The following is a 23,125-nucleotide window of genomic DNA, read 5'->3' as shown; positions in this document are numbered from 1 at the left end:
TGTTATCCATTCTAAGGAATCAAATGCTTACTATTGGAGGCCGCAATGAGTATAGTTAAAATGATTTCTCGTAAAGCTCGCAAAGACCCTCTGCGCAATCCTGATCATTCAACAACGGAAGTGAAATTGGTCGCAGAAAGACCGCATTTAAGTACTGAGGATTTGATTTGCCAAGCTTGAGATTGATTGCTGGGCCAAATGGGTCCGATAAAGAAAAATTGTTTAAGAAACCGAGCTAAGTGCCCGGTTTTTTTGTCGCTAAAATTTTTATTATGCACTTGCATAATTTTATGCAAGTGCATAATAATGTCGCTTATCCGTTGAATTTTTAGAATTCGTGCTAATGCGAAACACAGAAGGGTGAGGGGAAAAGAGATGAAAACATTCGGCAGTCAATCCATGGTCGCACCGATCAAGCGTGTATTAATGCGTCGTCCAGGTAAGAGTTTGCTTGCGGCGGACGCCAACGAATGGCATTACGGCAGTCTGTTTGATGCCCCCAAAGCCATTGCCCAATACGATGTGTTTGCCAAGCTGGTGGCAGAGTCTGGCGCGGAAATCACTTGGCTTGAAGACAATGGCGATGGCCTTTGTGATGCCATGTTTACCCAAGATGCTTCTTTGGTAACGGATCACGGTGCGGTGTTGCTCAACATGGGCAAACCTTTGCGTGTGCCAGAGCCTGCGATGCATGGCGAGGCTTATGAAGCCGCTGGTGTGCCTGTTATTGGTAAGCTTACTGGCAATGGGCGTATTGAAGGGGGCGATTTTATTTGGCTAAACGACAAAACCATTGTGGTGGGCTGTGGCTTTCGTTCTAACCGTGAAGGCATTGCGCAGCTGAATGCGATTTTGAATCCTTATGAGATCACTGTCATTGGTTTTGATTTACCCGTTTGGCAAGGGGCAGAAGCTTGCTTGCATCTTATGTCGATGATCTCGCCTTTGGATGATAAGCTCGCGCTGATTTATTCTCCTCTAATGCCAACGGCCTTTTATCAGCTTTTACTTGAAGAAGGCTTTACTCTGTTGGATGCACCAGCGGAAGAGTTTTTGGCAAGCGGTGGCTTGAATCTAAACGTACTGCCGGTGAAACCGAGTGAGTGCATCATGATTGATGGTTTCCCAAAAACCAAAAAAATGATGGAAGAGGCGGGTTGTACGGTACATGTGTTTGAAGGCGATGCCCTTTGTATTGCCTGTGAAGGTGGGCCGACGTGCTTAACCAATACTATCTTACGTGCCTAACCATGCTTGGTTTCGCCCGTCATTTCGTGACATTGTCTCTATAGATTTATTGGTAAAAAGCGAATTAACACCATGGAAACAAAACGAAGAGAAAGCAATAAGCGCCGCCAAGCGCTGATCGAAGCGACCCTTGAGTGTATTGCCCAAGAAGGTTTGCAAGCGGCGACGGTGCGCAAAGTGGCCGACTATGCGGGGGTGACCAATGGTTTAATTCGCTTTTACTTCTCGGGCAAAGATGAGCTGATTCGTGCCGCGTATGCGGCGCTGTTGGAGCATATTTATGTGACGGCACGTGTTGGCGTAGAGGATGAGTCTGTCCCGGCAAAAGTCCGTTTACGCGAGTTTATTCGGGCAACCCTGAGCCCGCCGATTGTGGCGCCGCGAACGGTTTTGTTGTGGGCGAATTTTTTGCCTTTAACCTACAGCGATCCTGAAATGGCGACCATTCGCCGTGAAGCTTATGTGGATACCACGGATATTCTGGCGGTGTTAATCGCCGACTCTTTTCAGCAAGAAGATAAGGTGTTGGACAATAAGGCGGTGCAGGGCTTCGCCATTCAAGTGAATGCGATTATTGATGGACTGTGGTTAGAAGGCAGTTTAGCAACTGATAAGTTTGCTAAAGGGGAGTTGGAGCAGCTTGGGTTGCACGCTGCTTCGTCGGTATTACAGCTTGAACTAGATTAAAATATGGAGTCTCAAAGGAAGCAAAGTCCTCTATGAGGCAAGGCGAGATATCGCTTTAGTGAGACATGTTTTTTTAATGGTCGCTTGTTTCGTTTCTAAAATACGCCGCCAATTCCTGCCATTGAGTTTCTGACTGGGCGGCGAGCATTTCACCCTTGAGCAGGGTTGGGCTGTATTCTTGGCCATCAAGTGTCCGGCAGATGCCGCCAGCTTCAGTGTGAACCAGTACGCCCGCTGCGTGATCCCACGGCAGCATTTTATAAGTGAGGCTGAAGTGAAAGTGGCCTTGGGCGATTTGTCGATAAGCAGGGCAAGACGGTAGGTTGTTAATACGTACAAAGCGAGACGCTTTTAGGGCAAAGTCTCGTTTTCTCTCATCACTATAAGAGTTAACCGACATGATGCCAGCGAGTTTGTCTAGCTCGGGTTCAGCGGTGATGTGCAAGGGTAATGGTGCTTGAGTCGGCGTTTGGTTCCTGCCTTTTTCATTCATGGTGGTGCGTTGGAAAAACGCGCCTTCTCCTAGATTAGCGTAAATCCAGTCATCATTTACGGGGTCATAAAGTAAGCCAAAACGTGTGACTCCCTTTACGACCACGGCAAGTATGATACCAAAATCCGATAATCCATGGGCGTAGTTCCATGTGCCATCGATGGGGTCAATGATCACACAGGTGTCAGCGGTGGCGATTTTATTGGTCGTTGAGGGGGCGTCAGCGACGGCTTCTTCTCCGACGATTTCCCAATCAGGAAACGCCGTTCTAATTTCATTGCTAATAAAATTTTCGCTGGCTTTATCGGCAATGGTGACAAGGTCCGTAAGGCTACTTTTGGTTTTAACATCGGCGGCACCCAGTTGGCGAAAGCTAGGCATAACAATTTCTTGGCCTGCTCGACGGACGATGTTGATGAGTCTTGCTTGTGTGGGCTTATCGAGGTTCATAGATGACCACTTACCATTTCTCAGCTGCGTGTTAAAAGCAGTATACCTGATGAAGGTCGCAAAGTGTGGGGAGAGATTATTTTTTAACCAATTTTTCCATGATATGTTTTCGAGGCTTTTATAAGTATAAGATAGTGATTTGTGGTGTGTTGGTATTCGTTCTAACCTATAGGTCCCGTTGGTGAGTATACAGCTGACCAGTATCGGGAGGCTGGCCAGCTTTTCTTAGGAGGCTAAGGGAGTTGGATAACAATAGTATCCCTAGTTCTAGGACATGTTTTTTATCATAGGGCGGTTAAGATAGTCGCTTGAGCATATCGATCAGCTGGTCTTTTTCTTGATCACTATGCAGTCTGGCCATCATGGTGCTTTCGTAATCACTGACTTTTCTAGACGACATTTCAAAAAACTCTTGGCCGTATTTAGTCATAAATAAGGCGTAGGAACGGCGATCATTTTTAGCTGGACGGCGTTCAATGAGCTTCATGCTTTCCAATTTATCTACTGCGGCGACCATCGCTGAGCGGTCATTACCAAGGGCTTGAGCAACGGCGGTTTGCGTCAGTCCTGGGTTTTTTTCAACGATGACTAGAACGGAAAAAAGGCCAGGGCTGATACCTAAATCGGAGCAGATTTCGGTGAACTTTGCAAAGAAGTTCATTTGTGCGCGTCGTAATCGGTAACCGACGGATTCCGCTAGCATCCCAAAGTCAATGTTGGTGTCGTTGATTGTGTCGGTTTGAGCCATGGCTACCTCTTAAGTTCTCTGTATTCATATCTAGATGGCTGTCTTTGTCTGTAAAGCCATACCTAGGGGAGTATTATTCAATTATTATATCTATTATTCAATTTTTATAATTGTAATGTTTAATTGTTGCGCGCGCTATCAAATATTTTTCTCCCTCCTTATTGCTTGTGTTTTTATCTACGCTTTCGTTTGCTTTTTAGGCCTTTTTTGCCAGACTGGAAAAATAATTATTTACAAAAATAACTGTTGTGGTGTACAACAATAGAATGTTTTATCCGGTGCATTCTATAACAAATCTAAAATAAAGAAGGTGATATATGAGCAAGGTAATATCCTTGGACCAAGCGGCAGGCCTAATTAAAGATGGTGACAGTGTGGCTTGGTCTACCGTTGGTATGTCGTATTTTGCTGAGGCAGTAGCGAAATCAGTCGAAGCGCGCTTTTTGCAAACAGGCCACCCACAGAATTTAACCTTAGTTCATGACTGCGGTTGCGGCAACGGTAAAGAAAAGGGCATGTCCCATTTGGCCCACGAAGGGTTAGTAAAGCGTCTGGTGTCTGGCCATACAGGGCAAGCCCCAAAAATGGCGAATTTGATCGCTGATAACCAAATCGAAGCTTATTTATTACCACAAGGGGTATTGACCACCCTGTGGCGTCAGATTGCTGGTAATAAACCAGGTGTGATTACCAAAATTGGAATGGGGACGTATGTCGATCCATTAATCGATGGCGGTAAGGTAACCAACATCACCACAGAAGAACTGGTTAAGCGTATTGAAATTGAAGGGGAAGATTGGCTTTTGTACAAAAGCTTCCCAGTTGATGTGGTCGTGATTCGAGCCACAACAGCAGACGAAAAAGGTAACTTGTCCGTCGAAGAAGAAGCCATGATGGCAGAAATCCTGCCGATGGCACAAGCAGCGAAAAATCGCGGCGGCATCGTGATTGCTCAAGTGAAGTATCTTGCTGAGGCTTGCAGCATTCCTCCTAAAGAAGTCAAAGTACCTGGTGTATTGGTCGACTATGTCACGGTTGCCCCAGCAGAAGACCATATGCAAACCATTACCACAGATTATAACCCCGGCTTAGCAGGCAACGCCCGTGTGCCATCCAATGGTATTCCGCCTTTAAAATTTTCCGATCGTAAGATTATTGCCCGTCGAGCAGCGATGGAGCTCACAGAGGGGGCGATTGTCAACTTGGGTATTGGTATGCCTGATGGGGTGGCGTCGGTAGCGGCAGAAGAAAACGCTGCACAATTATTCACCTTGACGACAGAGCTTGGCACCTATGGTGGGATTCCGGCCTCAGGGGGCGACTTTGGGGCGGCATGGAACCCAGAAGCCATTATTAATCATGAGTCGCAGTTCGATTTTTACGATGGCGGCGGTTTGGATATGGCGTTTCTTGGATTGGCTCAAGTGGATCAAAATGGCAATTTGAATGTTAGTAAGTTCGGTCCAAAAGTGGTTGGCCCAGGTGGTTTTATTAATATTTCGCAAAGTGCGAAAAAAATGGTGTTCTGCGGTACCTTGGTGAATGGCGCGAAATTAGTCTTCGAAGAGGGAAAAGCGCGTGTAGTTGAAGAGGGCAAAACGAAGAAATTTGTTGGCTCCGTGGATCATATTACCTTTAGTGGTGAGGTGGCGAAAGCGAATAAGCAACCGGTGTTCTTTATTACTGAACGTTGTGTTTTAGCGCTACGAGAAGAAGGCTTGGTGTTAACAGAAATCGCGCCAGGGCTGGACTTACAGAAAGATGTGCTTGATATGATGGACTTCAAACCGGTGATTGCAGCGGACCTGAAAACCATGCCAGAAGAGATCTTTTATGAGCAATGGGGCGGTTTAACGAAAGCCATGGCAGTAGCGGCTAATAACAAGGGGTAAATTTATGTCTATTAACAATGTTGAAATTCCTTATGGTGCTTATTGGAGTACGCCGTTTACTAAATGGCAAGGCTCGCTACAGTATTTGCATTCGATGAAGTTTGCCGCTCATGTTGCAAAACAGGAACTGGCCAAACGCGAGATTGATCCATTGATCTTTGACTCTGGCGTGTTGGGCATGACCATCAACCAGTATCAGTCTTTCAATGGTGCCCCTTGGGCTTTGTATGATATTGGCGCAATTCGTACCCCAGGCCATGCGGTTAATCAGGTCTGTGCGACCAGTGCGCGAGCCCTATTCGCGGCATCATCGGAAGTCATGTGTGGTATGGCGAAAGTGTCATTGCTGATGTCGGCTGATCGTTGTTCTAACGGTCCGCAGATTTATTACCCCAACCCAAAAGGCATGGGGGGCTATGGTCAGAGCGAAGCACAGGTGACATACAACATGATGAATGACCCTATGGGCGGCCATTCTATGATGCAAACTGGTGAAAATGTTGCCAAGCGCTTTGATATTACGAGGGAAGAGCTGGATGCCGTTACTTTACGTCGTTATGAGCAATATCAAGAAGCTTTAAAAGATGATCAAGCGTTTCAGAAACGCTTTATGACTTTGCCCTTGTCCGTGCCAACCGCAAACTTTAAGAAAGAAGAAACGGTTCTGACGGGGGATGAAGGGGTGTTCCCTACGACGGCTGAGGGGCTGGCGAAGCTGAAACCCATTATGGAAGGAGGAGTGATCACCTTTGGTAACCAAACTCATCCGGCGGATGGTAATGCGGCGATCATTATTTGTCATAGTGATCAAGCTCAGGCTCTGTCGACTCGGCCAGAGATCAAGGTAGAAGTCTTGGGGTTTGGTCAAGCTCGGGATGATTTGGCTTACATGCCAGCGGCTCCCATTGAGGCGGCCCAACGCGCGCTAAAAATGGCGAATCTTGATATTCAACAAATTGATGCAATCAAAACGCACAACCCTTTTGCGGTGAACGATGTGGCCTTGGCTAAGGCCTTGAATATCGATGTTATGACAATGAACAACTATGGCTGTTCTTTGATTTGGGGGCACCCTCAAGGGCCAACAGGATTGCGCGCCATTATTGAGATGATTGAAGAGCTGGCGATTCGTGGCGGTGGCTATGGCTTGTTTACTGGCTGTGCAGCGGGCGATACAGGTATGGCTGCCATTATTAAGGTGTCTGAACGCTAAGTTATTAAGTCCACAGTTTGCGTAGAGCGAGCGGTGGTGATTTTCTGTCGCTGTAAGGCTTTGCCATCTTCGGATGGCTTTTTTCTTACTTGGTGCAGGGTGCAACACGGCGATTTATTTAAATATTTTCAATAATCATAGAATGTTGAGTTTGACATTTGTTTATGTGTACAACTATTATCAGTCTAATGATTTATTTACCAATATAAACAATATGGGCAGACCTTGACTGCATAACCATAAGAATAGAGGCAGATGCATGGCAACGTATGAGTACATTAATTTTTCCGTAGAAGATGGCATTGGCCATCTAGTATTAAATCGCCCTGAAAAGAAGAACGCGATTAATGACAAGTTGTGTCTTGAGATTGAAAACGTGTTTATCAATCTCAGTGATGAGGTGAGTGTCATTTTGTTATCAGGGGCCGGCCCTGAGTTTTGCGCGGGGTTAGATTTAAGTGAGCACACCGCCCGTGAGCCGTTTGATGTGGTGAAGCATTCCAATATGTGGCATCGCGTTTTTGGTCATATTCAGAATTCAGGGGTTCCTGTTGTTGCAGCGATGCAAGGGGCTGTCATCGGTGGCGGCTTGGAGCTGGGAATCTGTGCCCATATCCGTGTTTCTGAGCAAGGTACTTTTTATCGCTTGCCTGAAGGTCGTCACGGCATTTTTGTTGGCGGTGGTGCGTCGGTCAATGTGGCGAATGTGATTGGTACTAGTCGAATGACGGAAATGATGCTGACTGGTCGTGATGTCGATTCGGAAGAAGGATTGCGTATCGGTTTGTCTCATTACGTGGTTGAGAATGGCGCATCGTTAGCAAAAGCTCGTGAAGTCGCGGCAACGATCGCAACGAACTCTAAATATTCTAACTGGGCGATGACCACTGGACTACGTCATATTAACAGTATGTCGTCTTCTGAGGGTATGTACACCGAGTCTTTACTTTGTGGTGTCACGCAAACCAGTCCTGAAGTGAAAGCGCGTATCGATGCCTTTCTAAATCGTAAAAAGAATTCCTAATACCTTCATTGGAGCAATTAATATGCAAATCAAAAATAATCATTTTATTGTGACTGGGTCGGCTTCTGGTATTGGTGAAGCGGTTGCTCGCCGCCTTCATGGGTTGGGAGCAAAGATCACGCTCGCGGATATGAATGAAAAAGGATTAGAGCGTGTTGCGGCGGATCTTGGTGAACGCGTTCAAGCGGTGACGACGGATATTTCTGATGAAGCGTCGGCACAAAACTGTATGGATAAAGCGGTTGAGGCTTTTGGCTCGATTCGCGGTATTGTCAATTGTGCCGGTATTCCTGGTGCTGAACGTGTGGTTGGGCGCGAAGGACCACACAGTCTAGCTGGCTTTGAGCGCGCTTTAAAAGTCAATCTGTTGGGAACCTTTAATATGGTTCGTTTGGCTGCTGACAAAATGCAGCACAATGAACAAGATGCGGATTTAGAGCGCGGTGTGATCATTAACACGGCCTCTGTTGCTGCGTTTGATGGACAAATTGGCCAAGCAGGCTACTCAGCATCTAAAGGCGGTGTCTGTGCGATGACATTGCCAATTGCCCGCGAGCTTGCTCGCTTTGGTATTCGTGTTATGACCATTGCACCTGGGTTGTTCAAAACCCCGATGATGGATGTGTTGCCAGAAGAGGTTCAGCAATCGTTAGGGGCCTCTATACCATTTCCTGCTCGTTTGGGTGAGCCTGATGAGTTTGCATCTTTGGCTCAACATATCATTGAAAATGTCATGCTAAATGGCGAAGTGATTCGCTTAGATGGCGCACTGCGGATGGCCGCTAAATAACGCGTTTAGCAAGCTGTGGTGCCAAACAGTTTGTTAGCTAGCCGCTGAATGAGAGTGAGTGTATAGCAAGTTGATCTTGCTTGCGCTAACGCTCTAGGGTCTTGGTCTCGTCGAGAGAATAACAATAATATTGGTTGTGGCTATGATAGTCGCTTCTCTAAAACTTTAACCACATAAAAATAACCAGCGTGGTTTTAGGAGCTTAAAATGAATAGTGAATTTCATCCTATCAAAGTGACTGCTCACCCTATCGATATTGAACATAGGGAAGATGGGGTACAAATAATCAGTAGCAAAAAAGCGCTGAATGACTATGCACGCTGTTGGACCGATCAGCTTGCTTTATGGGCAGAGAAAACACCGGATCAAGTGTTTGTTGCGCAACGTAATGATCAGGGCGAATGGGATGAGGTAACCTACTCCCAAGCTCTGCAACGGGTTCGTCAGATTGCCTCTTGGTTGATTAAGCAGCCAGTTTCTTTGGAGCGTCCAATTGTTTTTCTTTGTGGCAATAGCGTTGAACATTTAATGCTAGCGTTAGCAGGGATGTATGTCGGTATTGCCCATTCTCCTGTCTCTCCAGCTTATTCTTTAATCGCAACAGACTATACCAAGCTTAAGCATATTTTTGATGTCTTAACGCCTGGACTGATTGTGGTGGATGATCTAGCGCCTTATGAAAAAGCCATACAGTCTGTTTGCGAGGATACCAGCACCCCTGTCGCGGTGATTAAAGGGGATATTAAGCCACAAAAAATTACTAACCCAACTATTTCATTTGATGAATTTTGGAATTACCCAGTCGATCCTGCCATTGAGGCGAAAAACGCCGAGGTAAATGGCGATACGGTAGCAAAAATTTTGTTTACCTCTGGTACAACAGGGCTGCCAAAAGGGGTGACTAATACCCAGAGAATGATTTGTGCCAACCAAGTAATGATCCACCAAGTTATGCAGTTTTTGGCTGAAAAACCACCTGTTATGGTTGACTGGCTTCCCTGGAACCATACCTTTGGCGGTAATCATAACGTGGGGATTGCTCTATACAATGGCGGTTCCTTGTATTTGGATGATGGTAAGCCAACTGAGAAACTGTTTGATAAAACCCTAAAAAACATCGTGGACGTTAAGCCAACAGTGTATTTTAACGTGCCAAAAGGGTTTGAGCTGTTGGTTAAACATTTGAAGGCTGATAGCGAGTTAGCAGAAAGTTTCTTCTCGCGATTACAGTTTACCTTTTTTGCTGCGGCTGGATTGGCTCAACATATTTGGGATGATCTCGATGCCTTATCAATCCAATATACAGGCAAGAAAATCCCTATGTTAACGGGGCTTGGCTGTACTGAAACTGCACCGTCAGCCACCTTTGCATCTGTTGAAGAGTCAGCCTCTGGCGTGATCGGTGTACCTGCACCGGGCGTGACCATCAAGCTGGTTCCGAATGAAGGAAAGCTGGAAGCAAGGGTCAAAGCAGTGACCACTATGCCAGGCTATTGGCGTCAACCTGAGCTGAATAAAAAGGCTTTTGATGAGGAAGGATTTTACTGTCTCGGTGATGCGTTTGCTTATGTAGATGACCAAGATCCTCATCGTGGGTTCCGCTTTGATGGACGTGTCTCTGAAGATTTCAAATTAGACAGTGGTACCTGGGTGAGTTCAGGCGTAATTAAGGCGAAGCTGATTAGTGCATTGGCGCCGTTTGTTCAGGACGTGGTGATATGTGGTTCAAACGCAGGTTACATCACTGCGATGGTGTTTCCAGATTGGAACCATTGTCGCGCGATTATGCCTGGCGATGAGGAGGTATCCCATGAGGATATCGTCCGCGATGACAGCGTGCGTGAAGCCTTCCGAGAAAAGCTGGTGGAATTCGCTCAATTCAATACTGGTAGCTCTACTTTGGTAAAACGCATTATTTTGCAATCTAAAGCCCCTAGTATTGATGCTCATGAAGTGACGGATAAGGGGTCGTTAAATCAGCGTGCGGTTCAAGATAATCGTCCTGATCAAATTGCTCTTTTATACCAAGAGCCCATCGCCGATGAGGTGATTAGCATCTAAGTGATATTGTAGCGCTCAAGTTTAGCGTGCTATGAGTGGGTTTTGTTCTGCCATAATAGTATCAATATGATGATGCTATTATGGCGATCTCAGCTTTTATCCGCTAAGCGAAGCAATAGCGCGTTATCTGTTGATAACGATCTTCAGGGGAAAGCAAAATAGAAGGGAAGTGCTCATGATGGATCGCATCTGGCCAAGCTTGCGCTTCCATGGCTAATCCTGAATAGGCACTTAATGCACTGTGATTAATATTGTGCTCCTGAGCCAGTTGAATGTGTCTACCATCATAGATTTGCAGGCCGGTTTCATTGGTTTTTAGTGACATCTGAATGCCTGTTAACGGACCAATAAGCGTCGCCACGTCGCGTACAGATTGTTTGTCTTGAGCTAGGCAAAAATTGGTATCCAAACTCGGGTAATCTTCTCTGGAGATACGTCTTAGTGTGCGAAAATCGAAGGGGGTACCTTGAACTGCTTGCACCTCGCCTGTGGGAATTAACTCCTCTGTCACCGGTAAATAATGCTCCGCTTGAATAGCGAGCTTATGATTGAGTACCGAGCCTTGTCCGTCGAGATTAAAATAGCTGTGTCCCGCAAAATTACAGATCGTTAGCTGGTCTGCTGTGGCTAAGATTTCCAGTTCTAGCTCGCTTCCATCTAATCGATAAAAGACATCCACAATCATCTTTCCTGGATATCCCATTTCCCCGTCTGCTAAGGTACTTTGTAAATGAACCTGTTCGTCATTGTGTTCTACGACAGTCCAATTTTTACTGCTTGTCCCCAAGGGGCCACCGTGTAAATGGTGTTTTTCTGGTGGACTAAGAGGCAGAGTGTATTGCTGGTTGTCAATCAGTGCATGACCTTGTGCGGTACGATTGGCAACACGCCCAACCACGGCACCAAAATACTTGGCTTGGTCTAAGTAGCGATCAAGAGTTGTACTGCCGAGCACCAATGAATGCTCATAGCCGTTTAAGTGTATAGATTGAATACTGGCCCCCAGAGACAAAATAACCACGCGTAATTGGCCATTGTTCAGCTCTATTTGGTTGCTATCTACAATAGCGGTGGTTTGCTTTTGTTGGCTCATACTTTCCTCTAGCGCTTTTTTGTTGTTATGTTTGGCTGTATCACTAAGACGTTGATATAGCGACTATAAGCCGCGTGGGATTTGTGTCCAGTCTATTTCTCGAATACCTTGTACGCAGCTTTGATCTTGACTAGGTTCCTGACGATTGGTCATGGCGACCATCTGACCCTGTTTAAACCAAACCGTAATATAGATACATTGCTTCACCCCATTAAAAGCGGCGTATTGCCATGCTTCGGTGGAGCCATTGAAGGAGCGATAAATAGGCTTACCCATAATATGGGTGACTTGCTGCTTATCCATTCCTTCTTGTAGGGAGAGTGCTTTGGTGTTGATGAAGCTACAAGCGGTTAATAGTGAAAAAGCAATAATAAGAAAAGCGATGCGCATTATAGTCCATCCAAAAAGTGAGAAGATACAGTTATAGTCTTGTCAAGATCGTATTCTGTCATGGTCGTGTTTATCTGTTGTTAATACCTATCTTAACTATAAGGCTATACAGCAAAACCCACAAATCAATGATGCGGTATCAGTAAGTCATTAGCGTAAAAACGTCTCTAATAGCCCCATGTCATTAAGTGTATATCACTGTTCTCCTTGGTATAAAAAAATTACAAACTCAACGTACATTTTATGAGGGAGTCTACTACGCTTACTTTATTGCATTGTATAAAAAAGTAATGTAGGGAATGCAAAGCGCTTTGTCGGCGCCTAAAAAAGTGTTTACAGGAGCGAGTCGTATATGGAACCTCCATCGATGCATGCTTTTTGTCTACATTGAAATGCCCCCTTCTTTATTTTTTCTCTACTTTCTGAGCAAGCAATGGCTTAACTGCTCATACAAGGGCCTATATTTTGTAACTAGGATCGTTATGAAAAAAACATTGTGGTTGTATTTTTTTCTGTTGGTTATTTGCTGCAGTCTGTTTGTTTTTGTTGCTCCTCTGGCTGGCTTTGTTGTTTTAGCTGTAGGCAGTGGAGTGGTCATGGTGTTTTCCAGAAATCATGTTGTGGCAACGGGTCAATCTGTGAGCAGCAATGAAGAAAAAACTGATAAAAAGCCCGTTGTAGACATGGAGAAAGTGCAAGAGCATTTATTCCAAAACGAACTGATTCCATTGCTTCACTCGTGTGACGATGATTTATCTAACGTTCTCAAGACTCAATCTGATGCAGTTGCTTTACTTACCGAGTCCTTCCGAGACATCGACAATCTAGTCACTGTTCAGTCCGGTTACATTGGGGAGTTAGTTAAGGATGGTGTGGAAGGTGATGATACCTACAGTAATGCCATGAAAGCGTTTGCTAACCGAACGTCGAAGACCATTGACCGTTTTATTTCCAGCACAGTGGATATGTCAGCCTCTTCTATGGAGCTATTAAAGCAGGTCCATTCGATTAATGAGCAAATGCCCGAAATTGCTAAAGCACTCAAAGACATTGACGATATTGCAGCTCAAACCAATTTATTAGCATTAAATGCCGCCATCGAGGCAGCCCGAGCGGGGGAAGCTGGTAGGGGGTTTGCTGTGGTTGCGGATGAGGTGCGCTCTCTTTCTAATCGATCTACTGGCTTTAGTGAAGCCATCCAGTCTCGTATTAATAATATTCAAACTCAGGTGACTGAGTTGTCGGTCTCTATGGAAAAAGTCGCGGCTCATGATGTGACTTACATTATGGAATCGAAAAAAGAGATGAATGTTGCCTTGGACAGAATTGTCAAAAAGGCGCATTCAGACGCACGGGTCACCAGCGAGTTAGAAAGCCTGGCCGGAACGCTAGAACAAGCCATTCATCAAGCAACAAGAGGGTTGCAATTTGATGATATTAATAGTCAAAACATATTATTCGTTATGGAAACACTAAAATTTATCGAGGATAACTTACAAGCCTTTAATGGCGGATCAGCAGAAGAGATAGAAAATATTCTTCTAGAAAGGCTTACCCTTTTAAACCAGAGAAAAGAGCAAAGGCATAACCCTGTTTCACAAGAAGGGGTGGAAAGTGGTGATGTTGAGTTATTTTAGAATAAGGATGTCTTATGACTGATACTGTAATTTCTTTACCTGAAAGATTTGATTTTAGTACACATAAATGGTTTACCAAAGAGTATGATGTGGCTTTACTGAGCAATACTGACCTTGTTCTAGATTTTTCTCGTGTTCAATATATCGACTCCTCTGCCTTGGGGATGATGGTCTTATTGCATCGATTGTTAGAGGAGAAGAATAAAAAAGGAATAATAAGAAATGTATCCGGCAGTGCGAAAGATATCTTAGAAATGGCTAATTTTGGTAATTTATATCAATATGAATAATAGAAAAAAGGTTCTTTTAGTTGAGGATTCTTTTCCAACGCAATCGCTGATCAAAAATATTCTTTCTTCTCATGATTTAGAGGTAATCGCGGTTGCTTCTAATAAAAAAGCGAAACAGTTGGTCGATGAGTATGACTTTCACCTTATTATCTTGGATGTCAATCTAGAGGATGGGCCAAGTCAGTCTTTTATGGAATACATTCATAATAAAAATAATCGACTTCCTGTGGTAGTGTTAACAGCAGATTTAGAAAACAGGATCATTTCTGATTTTTATGAGTTAGGTGCAAAAGACTTTTTACACAAACCAATTAACGTTTATCTTTTTTCAAGAAAAATTATTAGTGCTGTTGAAAGCTATAGTGTGGAGTTGGAAGAACTAAGAAAAACTGTTCTATTAGAAAGAATAATGCATGATAAAGATCAAGAGGAAGCCTTAGCTTTTTATGTATACGATCATATTATAAAACAAAATATACAAGAGTTGGTTGGTATTGAACACGCTAGCCTTTCTCATGGTAAGTTTTGTGGTGATATCTTAATGCAAGTGGTTAAACCAAATGGTAACTTGATGATTATGTTAGCGGATGCAACAGGCCATGGAATGGCCGCTGCTCTGACGATTTATCCTATGGTCACTACCTTTACTGCTTTGGTTAATAAGGGGTTTTCTACTGCTGCTATTTTATTGGAATTAAATAAAAAACACGCTCAAACGGTTCCACATAACCGTTTTATTTCCTGTATTATGATTGAAATTCTTTATCAAGAAAATGAGATTTCTATTTGGAATGCAGGTATGCCCGATGTGTTATTGATGGATAAAAGTCATCAGCCATTGACTCGTGTTAAGTCTAAGAACATGGCATTAGGGATACTCAGTAACGATACTGTAAAGACTAAGTTTGATCGCTTTTCTTTAGATGAAGTTGGCTTCGCGATGCTGATGAGCGATGGAGTTATAGAAAATAAAATTTCAGATGGAAAGTTGCTTTCATTTCAAGAAATCTATCAAGACCTTGAGTCTAGTAGAATGCATCCTCTAGATATTATTAATAAGTACCATGCTCTGAGTGAATCCATTGACGATGCCGATGACATGTCTTTTTCTTATGTTGATTTTTGTAAGGTAAAGGAGAGTCTATCTAATCTTGTACAACAGGACGATAGTATTAAAGACATCGGTAATATTGAGCTCTGCTCGACTTTTCAGGGAAAATCACTTGCAAATGAAGAAATTGTATCTAGCTTTATTACTATGCTTGAAACATATTCTTTCTCTGCCGATTTTTTACAAAAGGTATTTTTAGTGCTGACGGAGCTGGTGAGTAATGCGATAGATCATGGTGTTTTAAGCCTTTCTTCAGGCTTAAAAGAAAAGGATTTTTGCGTGTATTTAGACCAGAGATCAGAAGGGTTAAGAAACGTGCTAGATGATGAGTTTATTGAGATAACCATCAAGTGGGTTTCTAAAGATATGAGAATGATGGTTGATGTAAAAGACAGTGGTAGTGGGTACGACTTATCAGCATTAGATAGTGACGATACGGCTGGGTTACATGGTAGAGGAATTAAGCTTATTAGAAAAATTAGTGAATCTTTTTACTACGATAAAACAGAAAATAAAACGACAGTTCTTATTGCTTAAATAGGGTGTAGAAATGGCTAAAAAATTGTTGATTGTTGATGATTCTCCTTCGGTTCGCCAAATGATAGAAGCGACATTAAAAGGGGCTGGTTATGCGGTTACGGCGGCAAAAGACGGGCAAGAAGCATTTGAAAAATGCCGCAGTGAGCGATTTGACTTTGTTCTGACTGATCAGAATATGCCTCGTATGGATGGCATTACATTAATTAAATCTCTGCGTGCTATGTCAGCTTATGCACGAGTGCCTTTGATTGTTCTAACGACAGAAGCAGGGGATGCCCTGAAAAGCCAAGGGAGAGCGGCTGGCGCAACGGGCTGGATGGTTAAGCCTTTTGACCCTTCTAAACTATTGGATGTGGTGAAAAAAGTGCTTGGGTAGCAAGGTTCACGAGCATGTTTAGTAAAAAATTCCGTCGATTCATTATTGATTACAGTTGAGTTGTTTATGGATGATATGAACCAATTCCGTGAGATGTTTTTTGAGGAAGCCCAAGAGCATCTAGAAACCATGGAAACCTTCTTGCTGGATTATGATCCAGAAAGTGAGCCAGATATTGAGGCACTCAACAGTGTGTTTCGAGCGGCTCACTCTATTAAAGGAGGGAGTGACATTTTTGGTTTTAAGGCCATGACTGGGTTGACTCATGTGATGGAAAACTTGCTTGATTCAGCTCGTAATCAAGAACTCTTTTTAACCAGCGATTTGATCACAGTTTTACTCGAGACCATTGATTTATTAAAAGTTATTCTCGATAACTATCACGAAGACGTTGAGATTGACTGGGACGAAGTAGAGTCAGGTAAAACTCGTCTGAAAAGTGTTTTACAAGAGGCGAAAGATACTCAGCAAGACGCCACACAAGAAGACGACTCTGTGCAAGATGCTGTAGGCGAACAAACGGCTTCTGATATTGAAGATGAAGGATTTGGTTTTTTTGAACAAGAGCCTGAGGGTTCAAATAGCAGTGATCTTGAAGATGAAGGTTTTGGCTTTTTTGAGCAAGAAACGGAGGACTCAAAGGATAGCAGCCTAGAAGATGAAGGTTTTGGCTTTTTTGAGCAAGAAACAGAGGACTCAAATAGCAGTGATCTTGAAGATGAAGGTTTTGGTTTTTTCGAAACATCGTCTTTAGATGAGGAAACGTCAGAGGAATCCCAGAGGTATGGTTTTTTCCATGAAAGACTCGAGACCGATATGGCTTCATCGTCAAGCGATGAGCAAAACAAGGAGGCGGTTCATCCTTCACAAGATAAGCAAACCTCCAGCACGACTCCGACGACTAAACTAGCGCCAGCCAAGGAAGATAAAACGCCTATTGTGAAAGGCAAAGCGGCAGCTGAGAGTAAGCCATCCGAATCCGCTAGTATCCGAGTCGAGACAGTCAAAATTGATAAACTGGTTAACCTTGTTGGTGAGCTGGTTATTACTCAGTCGATGTTGAATTTGATTGGTAGTGAAGCCCAAGAAAGTATTGCCGAAAAAATGCAAACGGCATTAGCCGAACTTGAAAGAAATACTCGTGAAATTCAAGAAGCCGTGATGTCCGTTAGGATGTTGCCCATTTCCTTTGTCTTTAATCGTTTTCCTCGCTTAGTTCGAGATTTATCGAATAAATTAGCTAAGAACATTGAATTAGTGATTGAGGGCGGCAGTACAGAGATAGACAAAAATCTAGTCGAGAAAATCTCAGACCCACTGACCCACCTTATTCGTAATAGTGTTGATCATGGTATCGAAGCACCTGCCGATCGTATTGCTAAGGGCAAACCCGAAAAGGGGACTGTTAAGCTGATTGCATCGCAAAGAGGCGGTGAAATTGTGATTACGGTTAGCGACGATGGGGCGGGGCTTAATAAAGAACGTATTTTGAATAAAGCCCTTGAGAAAGGCATTTCCTTGCCTGACCCTTTAACCGATGAGGCTATTTGGCTGTTGATTTTTGCCCCTGGTTTTTCAACTGCTGCTGAAGTGACGGATGTATCCGGCCGTGGTGTTGGCATGGATGTGGTGAAGCGAAATATTGAGGCGTTAGGGGGACGTGTCAGTATTGAGTCGAATCAAAACGTGGGGACGACGTTTGAAGTTCGCTTGCCGCTTACCTTGGCGATACTGGATGGAATGTGTGTCGAAAACGCAAACCAAGTTTTTGTGATTCCACTGGTGAACATTGTAGAAAGTATTCAGCCATTAGAGAGCCAAATAAAAGTGATGCAAAACAGACAACTGTTATGGGTGCGGGATGAATATTGGCCATTAATTAACTTAGAAGAAGCGCTTTATGGTGGGCTGCATCCTGTCAATATCGGTGAATCCATTGTGGTATTGGTGGAAACTGCGAAAAGGCGATATGGGCTGATTGTCGATGGCTTGTTGGGGCAGCAGCAAGTGGTCATAAAAAGCCTTGAACGACATTATCGTCGTGTCAAAGGCGTGGCGGGCGCGACGATCATGGGAGATGGAAGTGTGGCATTAATTTTAGATATTGAATCATTAGTCAGCTCTCAATCATTGGAACTCGAAGAGGAGGTCGACCATGTCATCCTTACCTAATAACAGTGGTGTTCATTCTGTAACAAGAGAGTTTCTTGCCTTTGTATTGGGGGATGAGACCTATGCACTTGATATTATGTCGGTGAAAGAGATTCGGGGTTACGAACCCGTGACCAAAATAGCCAATGCGCCTAACTACATAAAAGGAGTGATTAATCTTCGAGGAGACATTGTTCCTATTGTGGACTTGCGTATTAAATTTGGGGTGGGAGAGCCCAGTTACAATGAGTGGACTATTGTCATTATGCTTAATATCAAAGACCGCATTCTCGGTATTGTGGTTGATGGTGTATCCGATGTCATGAATTTTGAAGAAGAAGACATTAAACCCGCGCCAGAGTTTGGTGCGGCTTTTGACAGCCGATATTTAGATGGGTTGGCGGCGGTAGATGACCTAATGGTCATCGTAGTAGACATTGAGGCTCTGGTGTCCAGCGAAGAGTTGGGATTGTTTGACACGTTAGATACTGTTTAGGGAGAGGGTAATGAGTGTCTTTTCAAATATAAAGCTATCTCTCAAGTTTTTAGTGTTGGGAATCTTGGCTTGTTTATGCATTGCGATTCCAACGAAGTTTTTCTACGAAGTTGAGACGGGGTTAGTAGAGGCGTCTAAACAGGAGCTTAATGGTGTCGAGCCGTCGACTAGAGTGCTTTTTTTGATAAAAAAAATTCAGGAATATAGAGGCTTAACCGCCCTTTATCTCAATCAAAGCGATGATAACAATAAGGCATTATCTGCCAAAGGAAGTGAGGTTTTAATCGCTTTCAAACAGGTTGGTGAGCTGCTAAATAGTCTGTACCCTAACTCGCCAATGTTAACGCAACTTATGCAGGCTCAAACAGAGTTTTCTGAGCTTAGTGCGCGTGTAGAATCAAAAACGGTGTTACCCAGTGAGGCATTTGCTCAACAAACAGATGTTGTCTCTGTGCTGATGTCCGTTATTCTTCCTGCGATTATGGAGACTTCTGGGTTAAGTTATGACCCTGTTGCGAACTCTTATCACTTAATTATCGCGACGAACGACAACTTGCCGGCCTTGATTGAAAATATGGCTCAGTTAAGAGGTCAAGGGGTTGCCGCGTTATCTAAAGGGATAATTAATCCAGCCCAACTTACCCGCATTAATTCTCTTACCTCTTTATTACAATCAGCAGAGCAAAAGCTACTTCATAATTTACAAGTGTCATCGAAATCGGGTGATAACCTACAAGTCAACGATCTGTTGGCGAAATTGAAGGGGTTGGATACGAGCATTCGTCAGCTACTACAGGTCGTTAACCAAGAGATTCTCAATCAAGACATTACCACTTATGACCCTAATACGTTTTTTGATGAAAGTTCTGCGATCATCAACGAGCTTTACCTCTTTGGACAATCCAGCAATCAAGTATTAACCTCCATGATGCTAGAGCGTATTAGTAGCGCTAACCAAACATTATTCACTAATCTCAGCATTATCGGTGCTTTGATTGTACTTCTGCTGATTATCTCAATCGGTGTGATCCGCTCACTTAGGGGCAGTTTGGGGGCGGTTATTGAGGCAGTAGATGGTGTGTCTAATGGTAATTTTTCGGTTCAGCTTAATGCATCTCGTAAAGATGAATTTGGACCGATTAATAAAGGCCTCATGAAAATGGCGCAGAGTTTGTCGAAAGCTCGTGATGAGCGGGATAGGATACAAACAGAAATAGAAGCGCGATTGATTGAAACGACACGAATAGAGCAAGCTTTAAACGTCACTTCTACCAATGTGATGCTCGTCGATATTCAGCAAAAGATTATTTATGCCAATCATTCTTTGAAAGAGATGTTGATAAATGCAGAGAGTGAGCTGCGTAAAGTGTTACCCAATTTCAATGCTAGTGGGATTGTGGGCAGTCATTTGGACATCTTTAATCAGGATCCTTCATCTGATTCGCTTGCTATAGAAAAGTTGTCCAGCAGCCAAGACATGCAAATTACCTTAGGAAACTTGTTTTTTAGGGTAAATGCTAATCCGATTATCAATAGCAATGGTGAGCGTCTTGGCTCGGTCATAGAATGGTTAGATAGAACGTCAGAGGTGGAAGCTGAGAATGAAATCGCGGAGATTGTCGAGCAGGCATCGAAAGGCAATTTTTCTCAGCGTATTAACATGAGCAATAAAATAGGCTTTATGAAGTTTATTTCTGACTCGTTAAACCGTCTTGTGAAAACCTCTGATGATGGTTTAAAGGATATCAGCCGCGTTCTGATGGCGCTATCGCAGGGTAACTTAACGGAAAGAATTACCGCTGATTATGACGGCCAATTTGACGATTTAAAACAGTACTGTAATCAGACTAGCGAAAACCTCACTAAGATGATGGGGGAGATTCGTAACGCAGCGGAGACAATCAGGCTGGCGTCTACGGAAATTGCCAAAGGTAATATGGACTTATCTGGTAGAACAGAAACACAGGCTTCGAGTTTGGAAGAAACCTCATCCAGCATGGCGCAAATTACCAGTACGGTTCGATTGAATGCCGATAATGCCAACCAAGCGAATATTCTTGCATCTGAAGCCTCTGATGTGGCGTTAGAGGGGGGGAATTTAATTTCAGAGGTGGTCAATACCATGGCGGCGATTAACTCATCGTCGCAGAAAATTTCTGACATTATTGGTGTCATCGATGGTATTGCTTTCCAAACCAATATTCTTGCTCTGAATGCGGCGGTTGAGGCGGCTCGCGCTGGAGAACAAGGTCGGGGCTTTGCCGTTGTGGCATCGGAAGTGAGAACACTTGCCCAACGTTCTGCCAATGCGGCTAAAGACATCAAAGGCTTGATTTCGGATTCGGTGAGTAAAATTGAAAATGGTAACCATTTGGTGGGGCAATCAGGTCAAACCATGGATCGTATTGTTGACTCTATTAAGCGTGTAAACGGCATTATGTCGGAGATCGCTAGTGCTTCAGATGAGCAAGCGGCGGGAGTGGATGAAATAAATAAAGCCATTGCCCAAATGGATGAAATGACCCAACAAAACGCGGCTTTGGTAGAAGAGTCGGCTGCCGCTGCAGAAAGTATGCAAAAACAGGCGGGGCTATTAACTAATCAGGTGTCTAACTTTGTACTGAGTAAATCTGCTGATTCCCATAGTGCATCATTGGTCACCAGTATGCCTCCGTCACCTTCTGCATCACTTAAAGAAACATTGCCACACACAGCCAGAACTCCAGTCACTAAAACAGTGAGTAAAGAGGCTTCTGGTGTATCTAATCCTATGGAGAAAAAAGCGGATCAGAAAGCAACGGCTCAGAAAACAGCGATTGATAAGAAGACTTCTACCAAGCCGCCCAAGCAGGTGTCAGATACGAAAGTGCCTCCTAAGGATATGAGTGTCAAACCTGTCCCATCAAAACCAGCCGCTTCGCCCGTTGACGATGATGAGTGGGAAGAGTTTTAACTGCTATGAGTGATCCACTTAGAGATTTTGACTACACGCCTGCCGATTTTAATGTTGTTCGTGAACTTATTCGTCAGGCGGCTGGCATTAAACTGGCGGATAGTAAAGACTCATTAGTCTACAGCCGTTTAGCGCCAAGGTTGAGGAGTTTTGGTTTTAAGTCAGTGAAGGAGTATCTGGCTTTTTTGATGGAAAATGAAGAGGAAACGCAGCATTTTATTAATTCATTAACCACAAATTTAACCTCTTTTTATCGTGAGCCACACCATTTTGAAATATTAACAGAGTTTGTTAAGAGTGGAGAAAAAGTTCAGCGGGTATGGTGCTCGGCTTCCAGTACAGGGGAGGAACCCTACTCCATTGCTATGACATTAGTGAAAGCATTTGAGTCGTTTGATGCCTGTAAAATCATTGCGTCAGATATAGACAGCAATGTTCTGGCGAAAGCGCAAAATGGTATTTATGCCTTACAGCAAGTGGACGTACTGGCGGATAAGAAACGCTTTTTTCGTAAGGGGACTGGACCAAATACCGGTTTTGCTAAAGTCATCCCTGAACTTAAAAAAATGATCGAATTCAAGCGCATCAATCTTATGGATGAGATGTTACCAATCAATGATCTACAGGATGTGGTCTTTTGTCGTAATGTGATGATTTATTTTGATAGAGAAACTCAGCTAGAAATTTTGCGAAAACTGGTAGAAAAACTACGTCCAGGTGGCTTGTATGTGGCTGGCCACTCGGAACATTTTTCAGGGATGTCGGAGTATTTACAACCCATTGGTAAAACTGTATACATGAAAAAGTAGGGTGTTTATATGTATTCTTACTCGAAAAGTTTAGAGCACCTGGCGACTCATAAGTACTATGACAATAAGTTTAAGGCCGCTGGTGTTAAGGTATTACCCGGTGAATATTATGCGTCAAAAGACGACATTATGATTACCACTTTGCTTGGTTCTTGTGTGGCGGCATGTTTGTTTGATGAGGAGGCAAAAGTCGGGGGGTTGAACCACTTTTTATTACCTGGTGAAGATGGAGATAACAGTATGTCCTCCTCCTCAGGCCGTTATGGTATGTACGCCATGGAGCTGTTGGTGAACCATTTGATGAAACTAGGGGCGAGGCGAGAGCGGATCAAAGCCAAGGTATTTGGTGGCGCCAACGTGATAAAAAGCCTGTCTACTGCTTCCAGTGTTGGCGAGCGTAATGTGGCCTTTATTATGATGTATTTGAAGCAGGAAAATATCCCTGTATGCTCGTCAAGTGTATTAGATATTACCCCTCGAAAAGTCAATTTTTTCCCTCAAAGTGGCAAAGCATTTGTGAAACAGCTTGCTGATATTCACCAGTCTGACGTGGTGGCTCAAGAGAAACGCTATCAAGGGAAAGCCAAGGAGGAAATTGAAAACAGTTCGGGTGGTGATATTGATTTCTTCTAACTTTAAATCTGTGTATATACCAATTTGCTAAGGTTTGATG

21 protein-coding genes are annotated in these 23,125 nt (G+C 43.7%); 17 read left to right on the top strand and 4 right to left on the bottom strand.

Annotated features, from left to right (window positions below; all coding sequences use genetic code 11):
* Positions 1-45: 45 nt before the first annotated feature.
* The 3 genes from MSP8886_RS22700 to MSP8886_RS16685 all read left to right on the top strand — a co-directional run bounded on the left by MSP8886_RS22700 (position 46) and on the right by MSP8886_RS16685 (position 1,935).
* Positions 46-180: a hypothetical protein gene (locus MSP8886_RS22700; protein WP_281197868.1), complete on the top strand. Its 135-nt coding sequence runs from the start codon at positions 46-48 to the stop codon at positions 178-180.
* A gap of 195 nt (positions 181-375) precedes the next feature.
* Positions 376-1,248: a dimethylarginine dimethylaminohydrolase family protein gene (locus tag MSP8886_RS16690; protein WP_067018504.1), complete on the top strand. Its 873-nt coding sequence runs from the start codon at positions 376-378 to the stop codon at positions 1,246-1,248.
* Positions 1,249-1,320: 72 nt separating this feature from the next.
* A complete protein-coding gene (locus tag MSP8886_RS16685; RefSeq protein ID WP_067018502.1) occupies positions 1,321-1,935 on the top strand; it encodes a TetR/AcrR family transcriptional regulator in 615 nt (204 codons plus the stop codon).
* Positions 1,936-2,008: 73 nt separating this feature from the next.
* Here MSP8886_RS16685 and MSP8886_RS16680 read toward each other — a convergent pair whose 3' ends face one another.
* Together MSP8886_RS16680 and MSP8886_RS16675 are read right to left on the bottom strand one after the other, a co-directional pair.
* Positions 2,009-2,878 carry an inositol monophosphatase family protein gene (locus MSP8886_RS16680; protein ID WP_067018500.1) on the bottom strand — a complete coding sequence of 290 codons (870 nt, stop codon included), beginning with the start codon at positions 2,876-2,878 and terminating at the stop codon, positions 2,009-2,011.
* A gap of 295 nt (positions 2,879-3,173) precedes the next feature.
* The gene (locus MSP8886_RS16675) at positions 3,174-3,626 is read right to left on the bottom strand and encodes a MarR family winged helix-turn-helix transcriptional regulator (protein WP_067018498.1); all 453 of its coding nucleotides are present in this window, start codon (positions 3,624-3,626) and stop codon (positions 3,174-3,176) included.
* A gap of 317 nt (positions 3,627-3,943) precedes the next feature.
* Between MSP8886_RS16675 and MSP8886_RS16670 the strand changes: the two genes are divergently transcribed.
* The 5 genes from MSP8886_RS16670 to MSP8886_RS16650 all read left to right on the top strand — a co-directional run bounded on the left by MSP8886_RS16670 (position 3,944) and on the right by MSP8886_RS16650 (position 10,606).
* Positions 3,944-5,518, top strand: a complete 1,575-nt coding sequence (locus tag MSP8886_RS16670) for an acyl CoA:acetate/3-ketoacid CoA transferase (RefSeq protein WP_067018496.1) — start codon at positions 3,944-3,946, stop codon at positions 5,516-5,518.
* 4 nt (positions 5,519-5,522) lie between these two features.
* Positions 5,523-6,731 (top strand): thiolase family protein, encoded by a 1,209-nt coding sequence (locus MSP8886_RS16665; protein ID WP_067018494.1) that lies wholly within the window; start codon positions 5,523-5,525, stop codon positions 6,729-6,731.
* Between the two features lie 259 nt (positions 6,732-6,990).
* On the top strand, positions 6,991-7,755 hold the full coding sequence (locus MSP8886_RS16660; RefSeq protein WP_067018492.1) for a crotonase/enoyl-CoA hydratase family protein: 765 nt from the start codon (positions 6,991-6,993) through the stop codon (positions 7,753-7,755).
* Positions 7,756-7,777: 22 nt separating this feature from the next.
* Positions 7,778-8,545 carry an SDR family NAD(P)-dependent oxidoreductase gene (locus MSP8886_RS16655; RefSeq protein ID WP_067018490.1) on the top strand — a complete coding sequence of 256 codons (768 nt, stop codon included), beginning with the start codon at positions 7,778-7,780 and terminating at the stop codon, positions 8,543-8,545.
* Positions 8,546-8,752: 207 nt separating this feature from the next.
* Positions 8,753-10,606 carry a feruloyl-CoA synthase gene (locus MSP8886_RS16650; RefSeq protein WP_067018488.1) on the top strand — a complete coding sequence of 618 codons (1,854 nt, stop codon included), beginning with the start codon at positions 8,753-8,755 and terminating at the stop codon, positions 10,604-10,606.
* Between the two features lie 103 nt (positions 10,607-10,709).
* Here MSP8886_RS16650 and MSP8886_RS16645 read toward each other — a convergent pair whose 3' ends face one another.
* A complete protein-coding gene (locus MSP8886_RS16645) occupies positions 10,710-11,699 on the bottom strand; it encodes an aldose epimerase family protein (RefSeq protein WP_067018486.1) in 990 nt (329 codons plus the stop codon).
* A gap of 63 nt (positions 11,700-11,762) precedes the next feature.
* Complete coding sequence (bamE, locus tag MSP8886_RS16640; RefSeq protein ID WP_067018484.1) at positions 11,763-12,089, bottom strand: outer membrane protein assembly factor BamE domain-containing protein; 327 nt, start codon at positions 12,087-12,089, stop codon at positions 11,763-11,765.
* A 482-nt stretch (positions 12,090-12,571) separates the two neighbouring features.
* On the opposite strand from bamE, the gene MSP8886_RS22695 reads away from it, so the two are divergent.
* The 9 genes from MSP8886_RS22695 to cheD all read left to right on the top strand — a co-directional run bounded on the left by MSP8886_RS22695 (position 12,572) and on the right by cheD (position 23,085).
* Positions 12,572-13,726, top strand: coding sequence for a methyl-accepting chemotaxis protein (locus MSP8886_RS22695; RefSeq protein ID WP_067018482.1), 1,155 nt, complete (start codon positions 12,572-12,574; stop codon positions 13,724-13,726).
* A gap of 14 nt (positions 13,727-13,740) precedes the next feature.
* Positions 13,741-14,016 (top strand): STAS domain-containing protein, encoded by a 276-nt coding sequence (locus MSP8886_RS16630; RefSeq protein WP_067018480.1) that lies wholly within the window; start codon positions 13,741-13,743, stop codon positions 14,014-14,016.
* Positions 14,009-15,664, top strand: a complete 1,656-nt coding sequence (locus MSP8886_RS16625; RefSeq protein ID WP_067018478.1) for a SpoIIE family protein phosphatase — start codon at positions 14,009-14,011, stop codon at positions 15,662-15,664. The genes MSP8886_RS16630 and MSP8886_RS16625 overlap by 8 nt, the downstream gene beginning before the upstream one ends.
* Before the next feature lie 13 nt (positions 15,665-15,677).
* Positions 15,678-16,043: a response regulator gene (locus MSP8886_RS16620; protein WP_067018476.1), complete on the top strand. Its 366-nt coding sequence runs from the start codon at positions 15,678-15,680 to the stop codon at positions 16,041-16,043.
* A 66-nt stretch (positions 16,044-16,109) separates the two neighbouring features.
* Positions 16,110-18,215 carry a chemotaxis protein CheA gene (locus tag MSP8886_RS16615; protein WP_067018474.1) on the top strand — a complete coding sequence of 702 codons (2,106 nt, stop codon included), beginning with the start codon at positions 16,110-16,112 and terminating at the stop codon, positions 18,213-18,215.
* Positions 18,199-18,690, top strand: a complete 492-nt coding sequence (locus tag MSP8886_RS16610; protein ID WP_067018472.1) for a chemotaxis protein CheW — start codon at positions 18,199-18,201, stop codon at positions 18,688-18,690. The genes MSP8886_RS16615 and MSP8886_RS16610 overlap by 17 nt, the downstream gene beginning before the upstream one ends.
* Positions 18,691-18,700: 10 nt before the next feature.
* Positions 18,701-21,643 carry a methyl-accepting chemotaxis protein gene (locus tag MSP8886_RS22690; protein ID WP_067018470.1) on the top strand — a complete coding sequence of 981 codons (2,943 nt, stop codon included), beginning with the start codon at positions 18,701-18,703 and terminating at the stop codon, positions 21,641-21,643.
* A 5-nt stretch (positions 21,644-21,648) separates the two neighbouring features.
* Positions 21,649-22,452, top strand: coding sequence for a CheR family methyltransferase (locus tag MSP8886_RS16600; protein ID WP_067018468.1), 804 nt, complete (start codon positions 21,649-21,651; stop codon positions 22,450-22,452).
* Positions 22,453-22,461: 9 nt separating this feature from the next.
* Positions 22,462-23,085 carry a chemoreceptor glutamine deamidase CheD gene (gene cheD / locus MSP8886_RS16595; protein WP_067018466.1) on the top strand — a complete coding sequence of 208 codons (624 nt, stop codon included), beginning with the start codon at positions 22,462-22,464 and terminating at the stop codon, positions 23,083-23,085.
* The last annotated feature ends 40 nt before the right edge of the window (positions 23,086-23,125 follow it).

The organism is Marinomonas spartinae, assembly GCF_900089775.1.
Classification (GTDB): Bacteria; Pseudomonadota; Gammaproteobacteria; order Pseudomonadales; family Marinomonadaceae; genus Marinomonas; species Marinomonas spartinae.
Note: the sequence above shows the minus strand (reverse complement) of the source record. Positions and strands in the feature narration are given on the sequence as shown.

What these genes read in the sequence shown, in the direction of transcription:
- MSP8886_RS22700 (WP_281197868.1), top strand. Translation starts at nt 46, where the DNA reads ATGAGTATAGTTAAAATGATTTCTCGTAAAGCTCGCAAAGACCCTCTG.
- MSP8886_RS16690 (WP_067018504.1), top strand. Translation starts at nt 376, where the DNA reads ATGAAAACATTCGGCAGTCAATCCATGGTCGCACCGATCAAGCGTGTA.
- MSP8886_RS16685 (WP_067018502.1), top strand. Translation starts at nt 1,321, where the DNA reads ATGGAAACAAAACGAAGAGAAAGCAATAAGCGCCGCCAAGCGCTGATC.
- MSP8886_RS16680 (WP_067018500.1), bottom strand. Translation starts at nt 2,878, where the DNA reads ATGAACCTCGATAAGCCCACACAAGCAAGACTCATCAACATCGTCCGT.
- MSP8886_RS16675 (WP_067018498.1), bottom strand. Translation starts at nt 3,626, where the DNA reads ATGGCTCAAACCGACACAATCAACGACACCAACATTGACTTTGGGATG.
- MSP8886_RS16670 (WP_067018496.1), top strand. Translation starts at nt 3,944, where the DNA reads ATGAGCAAGGTAATATCCTTGGACCAAGCGGCAGGCCTAATTAAAGAT.
- MSP8886_RS16665 (WP_067018494.1), top strand. Translation starts at nt 5,523, where the DNA reads ATGTCTATTAACAATGTTGAAATTCCTTATGGTGCTTATTGGAGTACG.
- MSP8886_RS16660 (WP_067018492.1), top strand. Translation starts at nt 6,991, where the DNA reads ATGGCAACGTATGAGTACATTAATTTTTCCGTAGAAGATGGCATTGGC.
- MSP8886_RS16655 (WP_067018490.1), top strand. Translation starts at nt 7,778, where the DNA reads ATGCAAATCAAAAATAATCATTTTATTGTGACTGGGTCGGCTTCTGGT.
- MSP8886_RS16650 (WP_067018488.1), top strand. Translation starts at nt 8,753, where the DNA reads ATGAATAGTGAATTTCATCCTATCAAAGTGACTGCTCACCCTATCGAT.
- MSP8886_RS16645 (WP_067018486.1), bottom strand. Translation starts at nt 11,699, where the DNA reads ATGAGCCAACAAAAGCAAACCACCGCTATTGTAGATAGCAACCAAATA.
- bamE (WP_067018484.1), bottom strand. Translation starts at nt 12,089, where the DNA reads ATGCGCATCGCTTTTCTTATTATTGCTTTTTCACTATTAACCGCTTGT.
- MSP8886_RS22695 (WP_067018482.1), top strand. Translation starts at nt 12,572, where the DNA reads ATGAAAAAAACATTGTGGTTGTATTTTTTTCTGTTGGTTATTTGCTGC.
- MSP8886_RS16630 (WP_067018480.1), top strand. Translation starts at nt 13,741, where the DNA reads ATGACTGATACTGTAATTTCTTTACCTGAAAGATTTGATTTTAGTACA.
- MSP8886_RS16625 (WP_067018478.1), top strand. Translation starts at nt 14,009, where the DNA reads ATGAATAATAGAAAAAAGGTTCTTTTAGTTGAGGATTCTTTTCCAACG.
- MSP8886_RS16620 (WP_067018476.1), top strand. Translation starts at nt 15,678, where the DNA reads ATGGCTAAAAAATTGTTGATTGTTGATGATTCTCCTTCGGTTCGCCAA.
- MSP8886_RS16615 (WP_067018474.1), top strand. Translation starts at nt 16,110, where the DNA reads ATGGATGATATGAACCAATTCCGTGAGATGTTTTTTGAGGAAGCCCAA.
- MSP8886_RS16610 (WP_067018472.1), top strand. Translation starts at nt 18,199, where the DNA reads ATGTCATCCTTACCTAATAACAGTGGTGTTCATTCTGTAACAAGAGAG.
- MSP8886_RS22690 (WP_067018470.1), top strand. Translation starts at nt 18,701, where the DNA reads ATGAGTGTCTTTTCAAATATAAAGCTATCTCTCAAGTTTTTAGTGTTG.
- MSP8886_RS16600 (WP_067018468.1), top strand. Translation starts at nt 21,649, where the DNA reads ATGAGTGATCCACTTAGAGATTTTGACTACACGCCTGCCGATTTTAAT.
- cheD (WP_067018466.1), top strand. Translation starts at nt 22,462, where the DNA reads ATGTATTCTTACTCGAAAAGTTTAGAGCACCTGGCGACTCATAAGTAC.